Source organism: Aquamicrobium sp. YD-1-mutant5 (assembly GCF_059509755.1).
The window spans coordinates 139,697-160,785 of the sequence record NZ_JCAKKP010000002.1 but is presented as its reverse complement, the minus strand read 5'-3'; the positions used below and the strand labels follow the sequence as shown (position 1 = coordinate 160,785).

The 21,089-nt window shown below is 63.7% G+C and carries 17 protein-coding genes; 7 read left to right on the top strand and 10 right to left on the bottom strand.

The annotated features are described in order from the left end of the window. Positions 1–95 precede the first annotated feature (95 nt). The 6 genes from AC5XE7_RS03425 to AC5XE7_RS03400 all read right to left on the bottom strand — a co-directional run bounded on the left by AC5XE7_RS03425 (position 96) and on the right by AC5XE7_RS03400 (position 7,123). The gene (locus AC5XE7_RS03425; protein WP_495364799.1) at positions 96–1,628 is read right to left on the bottom strand and encodes an ABC transporter substrate-binding protein; all 1,533 of its coding nucleotides are present in this window, start codon (positions 1,626–1,628) and stop codon (positions 96–98) included. Further along, complete coding sequence (locus AC5XE7_RS03420; protein WP_495364798.1) at positions 1,625–3,142, bottom strand: M81 family metallopeptidase; 1,518 nt, start codon at positions 3,140–3,142, stop codon at positions 1,625–1,627. Before AC5XE7_RS03420 ends, AC5XE7_RS03425 begins: the two co-directional genes overlap by 4 nt. Before the next feature lie 22 nt (positions 3,143–3,164). After that, a complete protein-coding gene (locus AC5XE7_RS03415; protein ID WP_495364797.1) occupies positions 3,165–3,944 on the bottom strand; it encodes an SDR family oxidoreductase in 780 nt (259 codons plus the stop codon). A gap of 41 nt (positions 3,945–3,985) precedes the next feature. After that, complete coding sequence (locus AC5XE7_RS03410; protein WP_183832114.1) at positions 3,986–4,927, bottom strand: dihydrodipicolinate synthase family protein; 942 nt, start codon at positions 4,925–4,927, stop codon at positions 3,986–3,988. Positions 4,928–5,036: 109 nt separating this feature from the next. After that, positions 5,037–5,939, bottom strand: a complete 903-nt coding sequence (locus AC5XE7_RS03405) for a LysR family transcriptional regulator (protein ID WP_495364796.1) — start codon at positions 5,937–5,939, stop codon at positions 5,037–5,039. Continuing rightward, a complete protein-coding gene (locus AC5XE7_RS03400) occupies positions 5,936–7,123 on the bottom strand; it encodes an amidohydrolase (protein WP_495364795.1) in 1,188 nt (395 codons plus the stop codon). Before AC5XE7_RS03400 ends, AC5XE7_RS03405 begins: the two co-directional genes overlap by 4 nt. A 943-nt stretch (positions 7,124–8,066) precedes the next feature. Here AC5XE7_RS03400 and AC5XE7_RS03395 point away from each other — a divergent pair. The 7 genes from AC5XE7_RS03395 to AC5XE7_RS03365 all read left to right on the top strand — a co-directional run bounded on the left by AC5XE7_RS03395 (position 8,067) and on the right by AC5XE7_RS03365 (position 16,038). Continuing rightward, the gene (locus AC5XE7_RS03395; RefSeq protein ID WP_287942676.1) at positions 8,067–8,984 is read left to right on the top strand and encodes an ABC transporter permease; all 918 of its coding nucleotides are present in this window, start codon (positions 8,067–8,069) and stop codon (positions 8,982–8,984) included. 13 nt (positions 8,985–8,997) lie between these two features. After that, positions 8,998–9,843, top strand: coding sequence for an ABC transporter permease (locus tag AC5XE7_RS03390; protein WP_287942678.1), 846 nt, complete (start codon positions 8,998–9,000; stop codon positions 9,841–9,843). Continuing rightward, positions 9,821–10,822, top strand: a complete 1,002-nt coding sequence (locus AC5XE7_RS03385) for an ABC transporter ATP-binding protein (protein ID WP_495364794.1) — start codon at positions 9,821–9,823, stop codon at positions 10,820–10,822. Before AC5XE7_RS03390 ends, AC5XE7_RS03385 begins: the two co-directional genes overlap by 23 nt. Then, positions 10,819–11,766 carry an ABC transporter ATP-binding protein gene (locus tag AC5XE7_RS03380; protein WP_495364793.1) on the top strand — a complete coding sequence of 316 codons (948 nt, stop codon included), beginning with the start codon at positions 10,819–10,821 and terminating at the stop codon, positions 11,764–11,766. The genes AC5XE7_RS03385 and AC5XE7_RS03380 overlap by 4 nt, the downstream gene beginning before the upstream one ends. Positions 11,767–11,817: 51 nt before the next feature. After that, positions 11,818–13,338: an ABC transporter substrate-binding protein gene (locus tag AC5XE7_RS03375; protein WP_495364791.1), complete on the top strand. Its 1,521-nt coding sequence runs from the start codon at positions 11,818–11,820 to the stop codon at positions 13,336–13,338. Between the two features lie 11 nt (positions 13,339–13,349). Next, on the top strand, positions 13,350–14,801 hold the full coding sequence (locus AC5XE7_RS03370; RefSeq protein ID WP_495364790.1) for an amidase: 1,452 nt from the start codon (positions 13,350–13,352) through the stop codon (positions 14,799–14,801). A 196-nt stretch (positions 14,802–14,997) separates the two neighbouring features. Continuing rightward, entirely contained in the window at positions 14,998–16,038 is a 1,041-nt protein-coding gene (locus tag AC5XE7_RS03365) for a porin (protein WP_495364789.1), read from the top strand. 378 nt (positions 16,039–16,416) lie between these two features. Here AC5XE7_RS03365 and AC5XE7_RS03360 read toward each other — a convergent pair whose 3' ends face one another. The 4 genes from AC5XE7_RS03360 to AC5XE7_RS03345 all read right to left on the bottom strand — a co-directional run bounded on the left by AC5XE7_RS03360 (position 16,417) and on the right by AC5XE7_RS03345 (position 20,455). Next, positions 16,417–17,973: a class I adenylate-forming enzyme family protein gene (locus tag AC5XE7_RS03360; RefSeq protein WP_495364788.1), complete on the bottom strand. Its 1,557-nt coding sequence runs from the start codon at positions 17,971–17,973 to the stop codon at positions 16,417–16,419. Positions 17,974–18,020: 47 nt separating this feature from the next. Further along, positions 18,021–19,193: a saccharopine dehydrogenase family protein gene (locus AC5XE7_RS03355; RefSeq protein ID WP_495364787.1), complete on the bottom strand. Its 1,173-nt coding sequence runs from the start codon at positions 19,191–19,193 to the stop codon at positions 18,021–18,023. A gap of 163 nt (positions 19,194–19,356) precedes the next feature. Continuing rightward, positions 19,357–19,998, bottom strand: coding sequence for a TetR/AcrR family transcriptional regulator (locus tag AC5XE7_RS03350; protein WP_183832104.1), 642 nt, complete (start codon positions 19,996–19,998; stop codon positions 19,357–19,359). Between the two features lie 25 nt (positions 19,999–20,023). Further along, positions 20,024–20,455 carry an acyl-CoA thioesterase gene (locus AC5XE7_RS03345; RefSeq protein ID WP_495364786.1) on the bottom strand — a complete coding sequence of 144 codons (432 nt, stop codon included), beginning with the start codon at positions 20,453–20,455 and terminating at the stop codon, positions 20,024–20,026. Positions 20,456–21,089 lie beyond the last annotated feature (634 nt).

Below are 21,089 nucleotides of genomic sequence, written 5' to 3'. Positions count from 1 at the left end.
CGCCGTCCCTGCCGGTCTGGCCGCGTGGACTTATCGGGCGCGCCGTCTTTGCACGCCCGTAGCCCTATGGCGCGGCGATGGGCCCTTGTCAGCGCCTATTTCCAGCTTGCGTCGAAGAAACGCGGCAGTTCATCCAGCGTCGGCTCGAATGCAAGCGTGTTGGTATAGGCATAGCCCATGACGATGGTGTGCATCGGCACCCAGTAGGCCTGCTCGGTGATGATGCGGATCGCCTCGGCATATTTCGCCTTGCGGGCGTCCTCATCAAGCTCCGACGACGCTTCCTTGACCAGCGAGATCACCTTCTCGTCGCGGGCGCCGTCATTGCTCGATCCGTCGAACATGGAGCCGATGGAGGCAGAGCTGTCGGCCATCGAGAACGAACCCCAGTCGCCGTACCACATGCCGACCTTGCCCTCGCGCCAGCTTGAGAAGGAGGGGCTCGCCTGCAGCATTTCGAGTTCGGCCCTGACGCCGACAGCCGCCAGATAGGACTGCACCGCCTCGGCGCGCGCACGGTCGCGGTAGCTGCCGAGCTTGACCGTAATGCCGTCGGCGAAACCGGCTTCGGCCAGCAGCGCCTTCGCCTTTTCAGGGTCGTAGTCATAGACCACCGCCGCCGACTGATCGCAGCCGAACTGCGAGGGGTGGCACGGCGCGTTGAGCAGTTCGCCATCGCCGCCGACGAGGTTTTCGACGATGGTCTTGCGGTCGATGGCGTGGTTGATCGCCTGACGCACGCGCGCATCCTTCAGCGGCGTGTCGCCGGTGCGCCCGGCCGCATCCAGCGCCACCATGGAAATGCGCATCGTGGAGGCGAGCGCCACGTCGAGCGTCGGGACGACTTCAAGCTGCTCGACCTGATCGGAGGGCACGTTCCAGATCCAGTCGACGCCGCCGCCGATCACTTCGGCGATGCGTGTGGCCGTATCGGGAATGATGCGCCAGTTGACGGTGGTGATGGACGGCGTGCGCTTGGCGCCGCCTTCGTAGTAGCCCTCATGCGCCACCAGCCTGATGGTGCCGCCTTCGTTGGAAGCCAGCTTGTAGGGGCCGGCGCCAATCGGCTTCTGGCCGAAAACCTCCGGGCCCACGGACTGGAAATAATCCGACGGATAGATGGGCAGCGATCCGGCCACGAATTCGAGCGCGGCCGGGAACGGCGTCTTGGAAATCAGCCGGACAGTCAGGTCGTCGACCGCCTCGGCGCGGTCGATCCACGACACCGAGCCTTGCGAGCGCGCGCCATGGGCGGGGTCTGCCCAGTAGTTGAGGGTGAAGACAACGTCTTCGGCGGTCAGCGGCGAACCGTCATGGAAGGTCACGCCTTCGCGCAGCTTGAATTCCCATGTCAGATCGTCGATGCGCTCCCAGGAGGTGGCGATCAGCGGCTCATAGGCGAAGGTCTTCGGATTGCGATAGATGAGGCCGTCATAGAGATGCATGGTGATGACCACGCCATCGCGCGAGGTGTTCACATAGCCGTCGAGGGTCGGGAAATCCTCGCCCATGCCGATGGTGATGGATTTGTCTTCCGGGCCTGCCTGTGCCGGAGCGGTCAGGGCAGCGCCTGCAACCAGCACGGTGCAGAGGCCAAGGGCGCGGGTGAAGCTGCGAAAAATCGTCATAGCGGGCTGACCTCTTCTGTTGAGTGACTGTGATTGCGCGCCGGGGGACGCAGGACGTTGTGATAATCGAGCCGCGACAGGTCGGCCTCGACTGCGCCGGGCGCCAGTGCCGGCAAAATGGCCCGCGCCATCGTCTGATAGGCGCCACGAAAATGCACCGAGCTTTTCACCACCAGAATGGGAAGCGTTTGCGGATCGAGGCCGAGATGCAGGAGCAGGCCGGGCTCCGAGGCCTGCATCTTGCGCGGCGCGACGATGACGCGCACGCCCCGCCGCTCCAAAAGCGCCACCTTGCCGAGCGCGATGGCGTTGCCCCTGTACATGGGGCCGACGCCGGTGAAACTGCCGCTGCCAAGCTTCACAACTCGCCATGGGCCCGCAACCGGCGCGCCGAAACGGGCCGACAGCGATGCACCGACGGCGATATCCACGACAGCGCCCTCGCCCGCCGCATGGGCGGCCTCGGCGGCATCCGCATCGGCGATATGAACCAGCACCGCGCCCTGCGCCCCGCCTTCGATCAGCGCCTGCAGCATGCCGGTGGTGTCGCCGGTGCCGCCACCGCCGGGATTGTCCTGCGTATCGGCAATGACCACCGGGCCGGTGCCGGGCAAGGCGGCCAAACGCTTTGCTTCCGCGACCGCCTCAGACGCCTGAGGCAGGCGCGTGGCGAAACGCGCCTCAGCCTGCATCCACGCCGCCAGCATGGCGTCGGCAACGGCTTCCGCCTTTGCTGCATCCGGCCCCTGAATGACGATGGACGGGCCGGAGATGGCGATGTCGGCCAGCGGAAAGCCGAAGAACTGGCTGACCCGTTCGATCTTGCCGGCCTTCTCGAACTGCGCGCCGCGCTCAAGCAGGCTGCGCACCGGCTCGACGAAGCTGCACTGATCGTTGATGGAGGCAAGGAAGGGCACGGCGCGGTAGGCCATGGCAGGCACGGGCGCGCCTTTCAGCACGCCGATCAGCCGGCGCATGGTCATCGCCCCGGTTTCGCGCAGGTCGACATGCGGGTAGGTGCGGTAGCACTCCAGCAGGGTGCAGTCGCGCACCATCTTTTCGGAAATGTTGCCATGCAGGTCGAACGAAGCGGCGATGGGGAACGGCGCCGGCGCGATGCGCCGCAACCGCGCCAGAAGCTCGCCCTCCGCATCGGGGAAAGACGGCGTGACCATGGCGCCGTGCAGATCGAGATAAAGCGCGTCCAGTCCCTGATCCAGCGCCCCGCGGAAGCGCGCGCAGATGTCGGCGGCAATATCCTCGAAGGCGGCATCCTCGACCGGGCCGGAGGGCAGGCCGATGCACCACAAAAGCGGCACGATCCCGACGCCGGACTGTGCTGCCTCCGCCATCGCCCCGGCTGCCGGGGTGCCGGAAGGCGCGATGATCGCCGCCATGTCCGCGCCTGTGCAGAAGGGCGGCCAGCCGCCCGGCCGGTCGAAATCGGCGCGCGTGGCAACCGTGCCGGCAAAGCTGTTGGTTTCGTGCTGGAAACCGGCGACCGCAATCCTCATGACCCTGCCCCGCGCCGCATGGTCAGTAGGTTCCCGGATACTCGCCGCCGTCGATCAGCAGGTTCTGGCCGGTGATGAAACCGGCATGCGCGCTGACGAGGAAAGCGAAATAGGCGCCGATCTCTTCCGGCCGCCCGAAGCGTCCGGCCGGATTTCCCGCGGCCCGCGATGCCCAGATATCGTCATAGGCGCGACCGCTGGTCTCGGCCATGCGCGCCACATGCTCGCGCTGGCCGTCGCTGTCGAAAATGCCGGGCAGAAGCGTGTTGATGGTGACGTTGCGGCCCACGGTCTGGCGCGCGAGGCCGGCGGAAAAACCGACCAGGCCGGAGCGCGCGCCATTGGACAGGCCAAGCTCGGCATGGGCGATCTTGACGCTGCGCGAGGCGATGTTGACGATGCGGCCGAAGCCGCGCTCCATCATGCCGTCGACCGTTGCCTTCATCATGAAGATGGGCGGCAGCATCATCATGTCCACCGCCCTGATCCAGTCGTCGCGGTTCCACTCGCGAAAATCGCCGGGCGGCATGCCGCCGGCATTGTTGAGAAGGATATCCGGCTCGGGGCAGGCGGCAAGCGCTGCCGCCCTGCCTTCCTCGGTGGTGATGTCGGCAACGACGGTGGTCACCTTCGCGCCGGTCGCGGCACGGATTTCGGCGGCGGCGGCTTCCAGTGTCCCGGCGGTGCGCGCCACCATGGTGACATCGACGCCCTCGCGGGCGACGGCCAGCGCACAGGCCTTGCCCATGCCCTTGCTCGCTCCCGACAGCAGCGCCTTCCTGCCAGCCAGTCCGAGTTCCATGTCGTGCTCCCCTTCCCCGGCGTGCAGCCGCCGGTGTGCGGTTATTCGGCCGCGATCGCAGCCGGACTGATCGAGAGGCCGTACTTCTTGTCCAGACCGAGCGCCCGGTAAGCGTCGAGACCGGCCTGAAGCGCCGCCGGCGCCAGCGGCTGGAGCGGCTTGCGCAGCGGGCCGGAAGGCAGGCCGAGCGCGCGCATGATGGTCTTGGTCGCCACCGGATTGATGGCCGAATAGACGAAATGCAGGATCGGCAGGTTGCGAAGATAGGCTTCGCGGAACGCAGCCGCATCGCCTTCCGCGCGCCATGGTGTCGAGATCGTCACCATTTCGGCGGGAATGATGTTGCCGGTCATGTTGGCCGTGCCATGGCCGCCCAGCGACATGGTCGGCACGACGAGGCCGAGATTGGGCGAGCAGCAGCACATGATCGACATGTCGGGCTTTGCCGCGCAGACCTGCGCCACCTGTCCCACGCGCGTGGTCGATTCCTTCAGCACCACCATGTTGTCGTGGCGGGCGAGCTTCAGCAGATCGCTCCAGTGGAGGTCCGTCTTGACGCGCGGCGGGTTGTTGTAGAAGCCCATCGCCAGATCGGCGCTGTCGAGAACCTCGAACATGAAATCGGTGATGGCATCGTTGTCGGCGCCGATATAGGCGGGGGCGGCAACGATCGCGCCATCCGCGCCGGCGGCCCTGGCATGGCGCACATAATCGATGGTGGTTTCGGTGTTGTTGCCGGTGCAGCCATAATACATCTGCATGTCGCCCGGCTTCATCGCCACCGTCTTCTCGACGATCTCGCGGCGCTCCTGCGGCGACAGCATCGACACTTCGCCGGTCGAGCCCATGATCAGCACGGCGGAGGTGCCATGCGACTGATGCCAGTCGAGCAGCGTGCGGAAGCCCTCGAAATCGATGCTGCCATCGCCATTCATCGGCGTGACGAGCGCGACGAACGAGCCTTCGGGTTTCTTATGCGCCATTTCTGCCTCCCAACACGGAATTCCGCTTCAAACCACCAGAGTTGGCTAACTGTGGCGGCGTGGCTGGCACAGGGCAAATAGAATAAGTGCAGGACCTCATAACTGAATATTATGGGGTCGCGCGGCCGGCCAGCGCGGTTTCGATGCCCGCGACCAGTTCCGCCAGAAAGCCCGCCGCCGCACGGGAAAGCGGCGTCTCCCGCGGCTTGAGAATGCAGATGTCGAACGGCACTTCCGGTTCAAAGGCAACGGCGGAAACCCTGCCGCGCAGCGCCATGGCGGTCAGCTCATCCACAAATGCGATTCCGCAACCCGCCGCAGCCAGCGAACCGGCGGCGAAGGAGGGCTGGCTTTCGGCAGCGATGGTCGGCGAAATGCCGTGGTCGGCGAAGGCGTTGGCGATGTAGCTTGCCGAAATGGTGTGGCGCGCCAGCATGATCAGCGGCTCGTTCTCCAGATCCTCCGGCGTGATCCGCGCCCGCGAGGCCAGCCGGTGGCCGCGCTGCATGACGCACACGCAGCGCGCGTGATAAGTGTGCAGGATTTCGATGTCGTCGCGGCGCTTGTGGGTCTGCGCCACGCCAAGCTCGACCTGCCGCGAGGCGACCAGTTCGAGAACCCGGGCGGATGTGTAGACATCCTGCAGCATATGCACCTGAGGATGGCGCGCGCGGAACCGCATCAGCGCCTGCGGAACCACCTCGAAGCTCAGCATCGGCAGGGTGGCGAAGCGCACCGTCGCCCGCGACAGGGTGCGGATTTCCTCGGCCACCATGGTCAGGCGGTCGAGGCCGTAGAACATCATGTCCACTTCGCGGAAGAATTCCTGCGCCTCGCGCGTCGGCACGATACCCCCGGTCTGGCGCGTGAACAGCGCAAAACCGAGGCTGAATTCCAGATCCGCGATCAGCCTGCTGACAGCCGGCTGCGAGACGTTGAGACGTTTCGCAGCCGCCGTGATCGAGCCGTGCATCATCGCGGCCCGAAACGCCATCAGCTGACGCTGGTTCATGCACGCAGCTCTTCGAGCGCCACGGTCAGCCAGTAGCGCACGCCGTCGCCGATCAGCTTGTCGTTGAAATCATAGCGGTCCGAATGCAGGGCCGGACCGTCGCCGGCACCGAGGAAGAAGAAGCAGCCGGTCGACTGCTCAAGCATATAGGCGAAGTCCTCCGCGCCCATGCCGGGCGATGCGCGGTCATCGACGCGCGCATCGCCGAAGCGCTGACGCAGCGCCTCTGCAATACGGCTTGTCGATTCTTCCGGATTGTGCAGCGAGGGGAACATGCGGTTGTAATCCACCTCAAGCGTGGTGCCGTAGGCGTCGGCGGCCGCCTTCGCCATTTCGTTCAGCCGGCGCTCGATCAGGTCGCGCGTCCCGGGTTTGAAGGAGCGCGTGGTGCCACGGATAACCACCTTCGAGGGGATGACATTGGGCGCATCGTAGTTGCCGCCGCCGATATGGCCGACGCTGACCACGCCCTGATCGAAGGGCGACAGGTTGCGGCCGACGATCGACTGGAGGTTCATGACAAACTGCGCGGCGGCCAGCGTCGGATCGATCGACAGATGCGGGCCGGAGCCGCCATGGCCACCCTGCCCGCCGAAGGTCACGGTGTAGATATCGGCGGCGGCGAGCATCGGGCCAATCGCGACATTGAACGAGCCTTCGGGAAGGTTCGGCTTGTTGTGCAGGCCATAGACCGCATCGACCGGGAAGCGCTCGAACAGACCGTCGCGCATCATGGCCGGGGCGCCGCCCAGCCCTTCCTCGGCCGGCTGGAAGATGAAATGGATGGTGCCGGAAAACTCGGGATTGCGGGCCAGAACCTCGGCCGCGCCCAAAAGCATGGTGGTGTGGCCGTCATGGCCGCAGCCATGCATCATGCCGTCGATGGTGGAGGCATGCGGCAGGCCCGTCGCCTCCGTCATCGCCAGCGCATCCATGTCGGCGCGAAAGCCGATGGCGCGGTTGCCCGTGCCGGCGCGCAGCGTGCCCACCACACCGGTGCCGCCAACGCCTTCGGTGACCTCCAGCCCCAGAGCGCGCAGCTTCTCAGCCACCATGGCGGCGGTGCGCACTTCCTTAAAACCGATCTCGGGATGGCGATGCAGATCCTGACGGGTTTCGCGAAGCGCGGGAAGAATCTCCGCCAGCGTGGCTTCCATCGCGGCGGGAAAAGGTGCGGAGGTCATGGTCTTGTCTTCCCTTACTGGTCTGTGATCTGCGGCTGGCGCAGCGCCCCGGGTCGTGATGTCGGGTCAGCGCGCCTGAAGCCAATGGGTGTTAAAGAAGGCGGGCGGCCCCGTCCACCGTCCGTTACACCTATCATCGTTTCGGGCCTGACATGAAGAGCGCGATGGCGGTCTGCTGCGGGTACCGCGAAATATGCAACCGGCCACAGGGTTTTGGCCGGAGCCGGCAGCGCGTATCCGTCGCGCTCCGCAGCCAGCCAGCATCACCCAAACCCGCACTGGCAGAGCGCAGGCCCCTTTCCCGGACATCAAGTAAAACCTGAAAGTACGCGGCCATGACGACCGGCACATGAACGCCAGGCGCGGTTCTCATTTTTCCGGAGTTTCCGGCATCCGCGACTAGCGGCACCCCGGCAAGGGCCCCACGTCTGACGACCGGCTGTCCGGCTTCTGCCGGAAAATACATCGCCCGGGAGCGTGGCATGACATCTCCCTGTCACCGGGATGAGGGCAACATCCTGCGCAGGTTCAGCCGCCGCCTGACCGCGTCACAATTGCAGCTCGCGCGACGCGACGGAAAGAGGCTATCGGCAGCAACGCTTTGATCCGCGCAGATTCCGTACGCGTAAGGCCGCAAAGCTGCCGCGCATGGGAGCGCGCCACATGAGCCGGCTTCCCGCCATCGCTGCGCGGGAGAAAAATCCGGTTGCACTGGCAAATCAATTTTTCTCCTTGACAATCCGCGCTCCAAAGTCCTGAATATCCGTTATTCGGGAGCAATAACAAGAGTTCACACCCAAAACATCGGTCGCTCGGAAAATCATTGGAGGCCAGTTTCTCTGCTGGTTCTGATGATGAGATTTCCGTGAGGGCAGCCAGGGGTTCACCAGACCCGGCCGCCGCAAAGCGCTCTGCAGGGTGATGACGCGTCGGGGGAGATCACGTGCTTTTTTTTGTTCTGCGAAGAATCCTCATATCCATATGTGTGTGCCTTTGCGTCCTTCTCATCAGCTTTTCGCTTACCCGGATGAGCGGCGACGTGGCCACGACCATCGCCGGGCCGGAAGCCACTCAGGCCGATATCGAGCAGGTGCGCCGGGCTTATGGTCTGGACAGGCCGCTTGCGGTTCAGCTCGCCGACTGGGCCGGGCATGCGGTGCGGGGTGATTTCGGCCAGAGCTTCTATTTCAGGAAGGATGTCTCCTCCCTCATCGTCGAGCGCATGCCCACCACCTTCCGGCTTGGCGTCTTCGGCATGCTGGTCGGTCTGGCGCTGGCCCTTCCCCTCGGCATTCTCGCCGCCCTTTATGAAGGGCGCTTCCTCGACCGCGCGATCCAGCTCCTGATTAGCGCCAATCAGGCTGTGCCGAGCTTCTGGCTGGCGCTGATGCTCATCATCGTGTTCGGCGTTCATCTCGGCTGGCTGCCGACCACCGGCGCCGACAGCTGGCGCCACTTCATCATGCCGACGCTCGTGCTGGGGCTCTCGGTGCTGCCGGCGCTGGCGCGGCTGGCCCGCTCTGGCATGATCAAGGCGCTGGCATCGGATTACGTGCGCACCGCCCGCGCGAAAGGTCTCTCCAGCTTCTCCATCATCGTCAAGCATGCGCTGCGCAACGCCGCGATCCCCATCGTTGCGATCGCCGCCGTCCAGTTCGGCAATGCGCTGGGCGGGTCCGTGGTCATCGAGAGCGTGTTCGCATTGCATGGCGTCGGCCATCTGGCATGGGAGAGCATCATCAAGTCCGACGTCGCCGTCATTCAGGCGACCGTGCTGATGTTCTCCATCATCTACGTGGTGATCACCTTCATCTCCGATGTGATGAACGCCATGCTCGATCCCCGCATCAGGCTTTCATGAGGGCGTTCCGGATATGCATCTGAACCGGGTTCGGGCCGACTTCCTGATCGGCGCGCTGATACTGTCGCTGGTTGCCATCGCGGCCATATTCTCGCACCAGATATCGGGTCACGACCCGTTCTCCCAGGATCTGATGAAACGCATGCTGCCGCCCTTCTGGATGGACGGCCATGACCCGGAGCATTTTCTGGGGACCGACCAGCTCGGGCGGGACTATCTGGCGCGGCTGCTCTATGGCGCGCGCATCGTGCTGCTGATCGGCGTGGGGGCAACGCTGTTTGCCGGGGTGATCGGCATCACGCTCGGCGTGCTGGGCGGCTATTTCGGGGGGATGGTTGACAGCATCGTGCTGTTCCTGATCACCGTGCGCCTGTCGCTGCCCACCGTTCTGGTGGCGCTGGCGGTGGTGGGCATGGTCGGCAGCAGCCTCGCCATCGTGGTCTCCATTCTCGCCCTTCTGCTGTGGGACCGCTTCGCCGTGGTCGCCAGAACCACGACGATGCAGATCCGCCATCTCGACTTCATCAAGTCGGCCCGCGTGTCCGGATGCTCCACATCGTGGATTCTGTGGCGGGAGGTTCTTCCCAACATTTCCGAGCAGCTGATCGTGGTCGCCACGCTGGAAATCACGCTCGCCATCCTCGTCGAGGCGTCCCTGTCCTTCCTCGGGCTCGGCGTTCCGCCGCCGCTGCCGTCCTGGGGGCTGATGATCGCCGAAGGCAAGGACCAGATGTACTTCAATGCATGGATCGTCACCCTTCCCGGCATCGCTCTCATGCTCGTGGTCGTGGCGGTCAATCTCGTCGGCGACGGTGTGGCCAGGCTCTCGGATTGGAATGGTAATGGCTCCACTCGTTGACATTTCCCGCCTCAAAATCTCCTTCGGCCCGGAGATCGCCGCCGTTCGCGGGCTGTCGCTCCAGATTCATGAAGGCACCATCCATTGCCTCGTCGGCGAATCCGGCTGCGGAAAATCGATCACCGCGCTCTCGATCCTCAGGCTGCTGACGCGCAATGCGAGCGTTTCGGCCGACCGGCTGACATATCGCGACGTCGACCTCATCCGCGCGCCCGACCGTGAAATCCGGCGCCTGTCGGGCAATGAGATTGCGATGATCTTTCAGGACCCTATGACCAGCCTCAATCCGGCCTACACCATCGGCTCGCAGATGACCGAAGGCTATCTTCGCCATCGCGGCGGCACGCGGGCGCAGGCCATGGCGCGCGCGGAAGACCTTCTGGGCCGTGTCGGCGTGACGGCGGCGGGCATGCGGCTTGGCCAGTTTCCGCACCAGCTTTCCGGCGGATTGCGCCAGCGCGTCATGATCGCCATGGCGCTGATGTGCGAACCCAGGCTGCTGATCGCGGACGAGCCCACCACCGCTCTGGACGTCACCGTTCAGGCCCAGATTCTGCGTCTGCTGAAAGACCTTCAGAAGGACCTTGGCCTGTCCATTCTGCTCATCACCCATGATCTCGGCATCGTTGCCCGCATCGCCGACTACATCGATGTGATGTATGCGGGCGAAGTGGTCGAGACCGGCCCGGTCGAAGCGGTGTTCGACAATCCCTCCCATCCCTATACGCGCGGCCTGCTGGACTGCATTCCCCGCCCCGAAAAGCGGATGAAAGGCGAGGAGCTGGGCAGCATTCCCGGCACCGTGCCGCGCCTGTCGCCGAAATTCGTAGGGTGCGGCTTCCGCGACCGCTGCCGCTTCGCCTCCGAAATCTGCGCCCGGCCCGTCGACATCAGGCAGGCACCGGGCGGACAGGGCGTGCGCTGCACCCTGCCGGCGGACTGGCACCTGAACGAACTGGAAGGGGGAGTGCGGCAATGAACCCGGATGCAGCGATCCTGATAGAGAACGTCACGCGAAGCTATGCCGTTTCGGCAGGCTTTGCGCGCCCCACCCGAAACCTCGTCGCCGTCGACGATATCAGCCTGTCGGTGAGGGCGGGCAGCACGCTGGGCATCGTTGGCGAATCCGGGTGCGGCAAATCCACCCTCGCCCAGATGATCGTCGGCCTGCTTGCGCCCACCAGCGGGCGCATCCTGGTGGACGGCCAGTCTCTTGCCGCCATGGACCGCAGGAAGCGGGCGAAGCTGATCCAGCTCGTTCCGCAGGACCCCTTCTCGTCCCTGAACCCGAAGCGGCGCATCAGGGACAACATCGCCCTGCCTCTGACGGCGCAGGCCGAACTGCCCGGAAAGGCGCAGATGGAGCGCGTCCGCGAGATGATGGAGCGCGTGGGGCTGCGCGCCGACATGGGCGACAGATATCCGGCCGAGCTGTCGGGCGGCCAGCGCCAGCGGGTGGCGATCGCCCGCGCTCTGGTCAACGACCCGCGCGTGGTGGTGTGCGACGAACCGACCTCGGCGCTGGACGTCTCGGTTCAGGCGCAGATACTCAACCTTCTGGCGAAGCTGCAGCGGGAGCTGAACCTCACTCTGGTTTTCATCAGCCACAATCTCTCGGTCGTCGAATATGTCTCGACGGAGGTGGCGGTGATGTATCTTGGCCGCATCGTCGAATACGCCACCGCTGACGACCTGTTCCGCAGTTCCCGCCATCCCTACAGCAAGGCGCTGCTCAATTCGGTGCTGACGCCGGAAACCGGCAAGGGAATACCCCTCAACATTCTGGGTGAGCCGCCGGACCCATCCAACATTCCCGCAGGCTGCCGCTTCCGGCCCCGCTGTGCGGCCGCGCAGGAGAGTTGCCGGGTCAGCGCGCCTGAGCGCCTGTCGGGCATCGGCAGCGCCGAGTGTCATTTCGCATAAACGCCGACATGGCCAGAACAACAGGGCCAGAACAACCGGAGGAGAACGGGCATGAACCGAAGAGACGTCATCAAGATACTTGGCTCTGCAGTGGCGCTGCCAGCCCTGCCGGCTTTCGCCCAGTCGGGCGACAACCATCTGCGGGTGCTGTTCAGCCAGATCATTCCCGACATCAATCCCTACATGAACCTGCAGCGAACCGGGCTGACCGTTTCCCATCACGTGTGGGACACGCTGGTTCACCGCAATTCCAGCACCTATGAGCACGAGCCTCTGCTGGCGAGATCCTGGGAGTGGATATCGCCAACCGTGCTGGAGCTGAAGCTTCGGGACGACGTCATCTTCCACAACGGCGACAAGTTCTCGGCCGATGACGTCGTCTTCACCGTGAACAAGGTTTCGCACCCCAATGCCAAGGTGTCGGTTCCCTCCAATGTGCGCTGGATGGCGGGGGCGGAAAAGGTGAGCGACCATGTGGTGCGCATCAACCTGAAATACCCGCTTCCGGCCGCGCTGGACTACCTTGCGCTTGCGGTTCCGATCCTGCCCAAAGTCTATATGGAAGCCGTCGGCGATGCGAAATTCTCGCAGGAACCGATCGGCTGCGGACCGTACCGGCTGACCCGGGTGGAGCCCGGCGTGGCCGCCGATATGGAACTGTTCGACGGCTATTATGAAGGCAGCGCCAAGGGCCGTCCCGCCATCGGCAGGATCAGCCTCAAATTCGTCACCGATGCGGGCACCCAGCTCACCGAGCTCCTGTCCGGCAATGCGGACTGGATCTGGGACGTCTCCAACGACCAGATCGAGAACCTCGCCCGCGTGCCGCGCTTCAACGTGCTGCGCACGCCCTCGATGCGCATCGCCTATCTGCGCATGGATGCAGCCGGCGTGACCGGCAAGGACAATCCGCTGACCAATATCAAGGTGCGGCAGGCGATCTTCCACGCCATCGACCGGCCGACGCTTGCCCGCCAGCTCATCAGCCCGGCCGCCGAAGTGCCGCGCGCGACCTGCTTCCCGCTGCAGAAGGGCTGCAACACCGACGATGCGGTCGATTATCCCTACGATCCCGACAAGGCGCGCGCACTGCTTGCCGAAGCGGGCTATCCGGACGGATTTTCGACAAAGCTGGTCAGCTTCCTTTCGCCGAACATTCTCGCCGCCATACAGGGCTTTCTCGGCAAGGTGGGCATCAAACTGGAAGTGGAGTTTCTGCTGGCCGCCGCGGCCATCCAGAAGAACGCTCAGGGCGAGACACCCCTCTATCTGGCAAGCTGGGGCAGCTATTCGGTGATGGATGTTTCCGCATCCCTGAACAAGCTGTTCAGCGGTGATCCCGACGACTATGCGCGGGACGAGGAAATCCTGAAATATCTGACGGAGGCAAAGGACGCCATCGACGACGATGAGCGGGCAGCCCTTTACAGCAAAGTGCTCAACCGGGCCATGGAAATGGCCTATATCGTACCGCTGTACACTTCGGTCATGAACTATGCCTTCAGCGCCGATCTCGAATTCCAGGCGCAACCCGACGAACTGCCCCGTTTCTATGAGGCAAAGTGGAAATGAGTGAGAGCACCATGAAACAGGATTACACCCTTCCCGAACTCTGCAAATTCGAGTCCGTGCCTCTGGCGGCCATGCTGCGCAGAAAGGAAGTCTCGGCCGTCGAGGTGATGAAGACCTATCTGGACCACATCGAGGCCGTGAACCCGGCCGTCAACGCCATCGTCTCGCTGCGGCCCCGGGAGGAGCTGCTGGCGGAGGCGGAGCAGGCCGATCTGGCATTGGCGAGAGACGAGGATGTCGGCCCGCTGCACGGCATTCCGCAGGCGATCAAGGACCTTGCGCAGACCAAAGGCCTGCGCACCACGCTCGGCTGCCTGCTGTTTGAAAACTACGTTCCCGAGGAAGATTCCATCTTCGTTGCGCGCATGCGCAAGGCCGGCGCCATCATCATGGGGAAAACCAATGTTCCCGAACTCGGCCTTGGCTCCAACAGCTACAACCCGATCTTCGGGCTGACCCGCAACGCCTATGATCCCGACCATGTGGGGGGCGGATCGAGCGGTGGCGCCGGCGTGGCGCTGGCGCTGCGCATGCTGCCCGTGGCCGACGGCAGCGACATGGGTGGGTCCCTCAGGAATCCCGCCGCCTTCAACAATGTCTACGGCTTCCGGGTTTCGCAGGATCTGATCCCGATCGAAGGCGTCGATGTCTTCTACAGCCAGATGCCCGTCGTCGGACCGATGGGACGCACGGTCGAAGATCTGGCCATGCTGCTGTCGGTGCAGGCCGGCTATGATGCGCGCGCCGCCCTTTCGCTGGACAACCCGCAGGGCTGGCTGTCCGGACTGGCTCCTGCCGATCCGAAGAAGCTGCGCATCGGCTGGCTCGGTGATTTCGGCGGCCATCTTCCCTTCGAGCCGGGCGTTCTGGAACTGACCAGAAAGGCCGTCAGCCTGTTTGCCGAAGAAGGCGCCGTGGTCGAGGATGTCGAGCCCTTCTTCGACATGGCCCAGCTCTGGGATGCCTTCCTGACGCTGCGCAGCCAGCGCGTCGGCGGCAAGCTGCATGCGGCCTATCAGAACCCGAAAACCAGAAGCCTGCTCAAACCGGAGGCGATCTGGGAAGTGAAGCGCAGCCTCGGGCAGTCGGGCCTCGATGTCTACAATGCGAGCGTCGTGCGCACCTCCTGGTACCTGGCGCTGCTGCGCCTTTACGAACGCTACGATTTCCTGGTTCTGCCCTCTGCGCAGGTGTTTCCCTTCAGGGCCGGCATCGACTGGCCGCAGGAAGTGGGCGGCCGCAAAATGGACAGCTATCACCGCTGGATGGAAGTCGTCATCGGCTCCACCATGTCCGGCTGCCCGGCCATCAGCGTTCCCGCCGGCTTCAACGAGAACGGCCTGCCCATGGGTTTCCAGATCATGGGGCGCCCGCGCGGAGACCGCAGTGTTCTTGAAGCGACCCTGCTCTACGAGCGGATCAGCAACTGGCACAAACGCCTGCCGCCTATGATCACCTCATAAAAACACTCAATAAATCATAGCCTTAACTCAGGAGGACGAGATGTAGCGATCGTCTGAACACCCGAACTATGTCCTGTGAAAAGCCAGACCCGGATCGGTTCCGACCCGGGAGGGGAGGAATTTTGTCTTTCAACCGGATCGGAAAAATCCACAAGTGGGGGAACTCGTTTTGAAAACTATCTCAACCATTGCAATCATGTCCACGTTTCTTGCGACGTCGGCATCGCTGTCCTATGCGGCCGACGCCATCGTCGTGGCCGAGCCCGAGCACGCGGAATATGTCCGCATCTGCGATGCCTACGGCGTCGGCTTCTTCTACATTCCCGGCACGGAGAACTGCCTGAGGATTTCAGGTTTCGTCCAGTATGACGTTGCCGCCGGCAAGCTTCTGGGGCGCACCTCGCTGGACAAGAAGACCGGTCTGGAAACCAACGAGACCTATTACTCGCGTGCGCGCTTCGCCCTGCAGGTCGACGCCCGCTCCGAAACCGACCTCGGGACCCTGCGGGGCTATACCGAACTGTGGATCGACCATCGCTCCACCAATGTGCCGCCCTACAGCGGCAACGAGCAATACTACGAGATGAAGCATGCCTTCGCGGAACTGGGCGGCTTCCGCGCCGGCTATACCCACTCGCTGTTCAAGACGATAACGCTGTATGGCGGGCGGGTCATTCAGGAAGAGCTGGTCTCCTTCGGCCCGAAGTCGACAAACCTGATTTCCTATACTTACAACGCAGGCAACGGTTTTACGGCCGCCGTGGCGCTGGAACAGGGCGACGGGCCGGTTCACACCATCGATTCCTATCTGCCCCACATGGTGGCGGGCGCTGCCTTCCAGCAGAAATGGGGATCCATTCGCGGCGTTGTCGGCTATGATTCCAACTATGAGGAATGGGCCGGCAAGATCCGTGTCGATCTTCAGCCCACCGACAGCATCGCCCTGTGGGCGATGGTGGGTTACGGCACCGACGACCACATCGCCAACAGCGTCTACAAGCCGTGGGGCGGCAACTGGGCCGCATGGGGTGGCGGAAGCGCCAGGCTCTCATCGAAACTGGGCGCAAACATAGCCCTCGGCTACGATGAGAATGAGAATTTCGCGCTGGTGGCCAACGTCCTCTACAACGTGACGCCGGGCTTCTACATCCAGCCGGAAATTTCCTACAAGGACAATTTCAAGACCAGCAATTCCGATTCCATGGGCGGCTGGTTGCGGTTCCGCCGCTCGTTCTGATCGCACACAGGCCAGCGTAGCAATGGCAAGGCAGGCGGACAGCGAGAATTAGCCTGTCCGCCTGTCTTTTCTCATCGCTTTCAAAGAGCTGAATGTGGGGGCTGAACACCGGGTCAGGCCCTGCTTTCGATTTCCGCCGGGCCTGCTGACTTGCGGACATCGTCGGCATCCGATGCATTGCTGTCAGCGCAATGCGGTGCAGCCGGATCGGAAGATCGCCGGCCATGGGGCTGAACAACGCGGCTGATTTCAGACTTTCTGAAAAGACTGACGCACCTGCCGGCAGCGCAGGCATCGGCTGATCTTAGAGCCACTGAAACGACAGCGCGCGCAAATCGCGCGCGCCATGCAGGGCATTGCAAGGTTTTGACCTGTCGGTCAGCTTGCCGAAGGGCTGCTTTCCAGCAGCTTGTGCAGCTCCGAACGCTGAACCTTGCTGGTCGGGGTGCGCGGCAGTTCCGCCACCATGCGGATATGGCGCGGCACCATGAATTTTGCCATGCGCGATGCGCACCATTCCTGAAGACCGGCCGCGGAGAGATCGGCGCGCGGAACCACGATGGCGAGGATCTCATGCTCGCCAAGGTCGGAAGCAACCCCCACCACCGCCACTTCGGCGATGCCCGGATGTCCCATCAGCACGGACTCCACTTCCTGAGGCGACACGTTCTCGCCCTTGACCCGGATGAACTCCGACTTGCGGTCGCGGAAGAAGATATTGCCGTCGCTGTCCATGGTGCCCAGATCGCCGGTCAGAAACCATCCGTTGCGCCAGGCCGCGCGGGAGCGTTCCGGCTCGTCCAGATAGCCGCTCATCATGACGTGATCGGACAGCGGCCGGAAAACGATTTCCCCTTCCTCGCCCGCGGGACAGGTCCGCCCTTCCTCATTCTGTATCTCGACACGGAAATCCGGGTTGGCGCGGCCGCAGCTGCCATCCGGGATGGGACGGTCGAGCCGGGGAATGCTCAGCGGCTCCGCTTCCGACATGCCATAGGCATCGAGCATCGGCACCCCGAACCTGTTCTGGAAATTGCTGCGGAGTGCAGCCGGAATGTGGCCCGCAATGCCGAACCTGAGCCGGTGATCGCGATCGCGGGGGTCGGGCTCCTGTGCGTAGAGCATCTCCAGAATGGAGACAAAGCCGCCGAAGATGGTCGCCCCGGAATCCCTGATCTGGTCCCAGAAGCGGGACAGCGAAAAGCTCTGGAAAAGCGCCACGCTGGCGCCGCTGCGCAGAGCGAGGGCGAACACGTCGAGCTGCGCGGCGATGTGAAACCACGGCGCCCAGCAATGGAACACATCCGTTTCCGTTACCGCCCAGGCTTCCTGCAACTGCCTGGGCCCGGCATCGAACATGCCATGCGGGATGACGACGCCCTTGGAGCGGCCGGTGGTTCCCGAACTGAACATGATGGTGCCGTCGCTGCCGGGATCGGGCCGCAAGGGAACGTCTATGGCCGCGCCTGCTTCCGTCAGCAGCTCGCCCAGCTCATCGGCGGAGGACATGCCGAGAGAAACGATGTGCAGCGTCTCGTCGCCGGTGCTCTCCTTCAGTATGTCCACGCCCTCGGGATCGCAGACCACCACGGACGGGGCCGAGCGGCTCACGACATCGGCCAGTATCGTGCCCCGATGCGCCCGGTTCAGCGTCACCGGAACGAGCCCCGCCGCCTGAGCGGCAAGCCACACGATGATGGCGGCGGGGCAGTTCTGGGAATAAAGCACGATCCGCCCGGTGGCGCCGTTCTGCCTGTCGAGGCGGGCAAGCGAGGCCGCCGCCGTCCGCACGAGGCGATCGGCCTGCGCGTAGGTGATGCAGGTGCCCTGCCACGTCATGAAGGGCCGCTCCGGCTGCAGCCGGGCCCAATGATTGAGCCAGCCCGCAAGGCCGACAATCGGGTTTCCTTCAGACGCTTTCGCACTGGCCGTCATGGTCTTGTCCCTCCCTTTCACCGACGGGGCCTGCCTTAAAAAGGCCTTCAGGAGCCAGCTTCGACGACAGCGGAAGCACCGGCACGGTCGAGGACAAAGGGCTCCGTTCCGGCATCCCAGTACAGGCGGGCGTAGTGCTCAAGATAGGTTCGGGCATCGAATGCGTCTTCCGGCGAATGCACGCCGACCGGCACTTCGTCGATGTGCAACGCTCCCACCACTGCGGGGCGCGCCGTGATCAGGCTCATCGAGCCGGGGATCGGCCCGCCGGGGAAGACCACCACGCCATCGCGCCCGCCATTGCGTTCGCCGACCGCGGCAGCCCCGATCTTGCGCGGCAGCTGTTCGCCACGCCGCTCGGTCATGATGCTTTCGGGCTGCTCGCGCAACTGACGCGCCATTTCCAGAAGCGCCTGCCCGGCATCGATTTCGCCGGCGATAACGCGGTCGAGCACAGGCAGCATCAGCCGGTCCGCGCCGGCGTCGACGGTGCCGATATTGAGGCAATCGCGGGTCCTGACGGTGTTGGGCAGGGTGACGGGTTCGGGATGGCCGATAACCCGGTAGATGCCGGTCTCGCCACGCGAGGTGGTCACGCGATAGGCCTTGCGCCAGGCCCGTTCCTTCACCGGGGCATGATCGCGCCACACCTGAACTTCGGACGAGGTCTGGACGATGAGATGGGTGTAGGCGGCCCGGCCTTCCTCGAACGAGTGGGCAAGCCCGAGCGCACGCCCGACCGCCTCCTCACGCGAGCGGCCTTCGGCTGAATCGCCCCAGAAGGTCGTCAGAAGATCGACGGTGTCGAGATTTTGCGCGGCCACCATGGCCAGATAGTTGGTGAGGCCGGGGCTGACGCCGAGACCGATGACCGCGCGGATGCCCGCCTTCTTCGCGGCGGCGTCGCGTCCTATCATTTCAAGCGTCGGTTCGGGATCATCACACACGTCGATGTAGTTGGTGCCGGTATCGATGGCCGCATCCAGCACCACCGAGCCCCAGCGGTCGAACGGCCCGGAGGTGTTGATAACGACATCCGACCCGGCAAAGGCAGCCCGCAGGGATGCCGGGTCCGCAAGATCGATGGCGATGAACTGCTGGTCCGGATCCTGAGGCTCAACCCGGTCCGCGACAATGACGGAAACGTCCTTGTGCGGCGCAAATTCAGACACAACACGGCCACCGACGCGCCCGGCGCCGCCAACAACTACGATCTTCATGGATTACCTTTCCTGGTGATTATGAGCGCGGATTACATCGCGCGCTCCTCTTTGCGCTTCGCCATCCGGCTTGTGCCGGCACACACGCAAAGGGCCGGACAGATCAGAACAGGCGAATTGTCGGCTGGCCAGCGGCGCGCACAGGGGAAACCGGCCAGAACAGTCAGACTGCCTCCCCGTCCTGCTCAGGGCTCATGGAGCCAGTCGCCATCCGCACGGCGAATTCGCCATTTGCAAGCGCCACGTCGCGGATCGACAGCGCGCCTTCCGGGCGGAACCACAAGGCCGAATATTCGCACACATTCAGCACGGCGAACGTCAGGGTGCTTGCATCCCTGGCGTGAAACAGCCCCGCGGCCATTCCCGCGACAACGATCTCCTTTATCCGGTCCACATGGACGCGGATCCGCTGGTTCACCAAAGTCGTCCGCTCGGGCGAGAGCGCCGACAGAAGCTCGGCCGAGGCATAGGTGAGCGAGTGGACGGCCTGCGCCTGATCGCGGAACTCAAGCTGAAGCGTGGTGTGCGCAATCGCCAGCGTCCTGAGGCGGTCCACGGGGTCTTCTATACCCTCGATCGCCTCCCGGATGCGCTCATTGAAGGTCTCGATGGCGCCCTGCAGATATTCAAACAGAACATCTTCCTTGGAGGCGAAGTGCCAGTAGAGCGCGGCGGGCGTGATACCCACGGCCCTGGCGATGTCCATCACCTTGGTTTTGGCATAGCCACGTTCAAAAAACAGCGTCGCGGCCGTGCGCAGGATCATCTCGCGCGTTTCGCTGTCGGGCCGGTTGGAGGCGTTCATGGATTTTCCCCTCATGATTGGCGCTTTATACGCCTTTATCATCCCCGGCTTCTGTTACCGAGCGGTCACCGTCAGCAACGTCACAAAAAAGCAGTTTCTCGGCTTCGGTAAAAGGTCTCGAACACCTGCCCGCAGTATCCCATCCCACAAGTATGGCGCTGGAACTGGCATGGAGATGCCCATCAACTCCGACAAGCTTCTCCGAGACTGAGACCTTCCGGGGCGAGATCAGCTGCGCGTCGATCATTATACGGATCGGACCGTCGGCGGGCAAAATCTCCCGATGAAAATCAAGCGTCTGCGTCGCCACCACATAGGCGGGGGGCTCGCCGTCGGTGGCCTGGCTCAGCCATGCGACCCGCGCCTCCTCGACAAAGGCGAGATAGGACGTCGCCGTCATGTGGCCCAGATAATCGAAATCCCTGAACCGCAGTGCGGTCTGCATTTCCCACGTCATGGCGAAGTTCCGAACCTGCCGGCCGCCGCTGCTTTGCCGGCAAAACCCATAAAGGCACCGCTGCGGAGAGCCCGCGCCAACAAAACCGGATGCGACAGCCGCCAGAGCATGATCCAGACCCCCTTCCCTAATAATGAATATTCAGGAGGTTTCGGCTTGTTTTGTCAAGGGAAAAAATGCTCACCCGAAAAGAGCGCCGGCGAACTTCGCGACCGCTGCCATGAAAAAGCGCCTGCGTGTGCGACAAGGCGGGCTGGCCCTGCCTATGTCCCGAAGGGCTCTCAACGGGCAGATTCAGCCTTGTACCCGGGAATACGGGTTCCACGCTTTCTAAGGCGCGTGCGCCGGATACGGCCCGCAGGCAGTCTGCGACAATCGGTAGAGCGACCAAGCCCTGCTTCGGGTGTTGCCGATGCAAACAGGACGGGCGATGCAGGCAGGAAAACCCGCCCATTCTGCCAGCCTCAAGCCTGTGGAAAGTGACAAAGCATTGGCGGTACCGGCGGCAGATGCCGCCGGCGAAGGTGGGGTTCGACAGGATGGCCCGGTAGCTGGTCGGGCAAGCCGGGCCGGGCGCAAACCCGTTAGCGCATGGCTATTGGCACGACCTGAACCGAGATGAAAAATCCGCAAC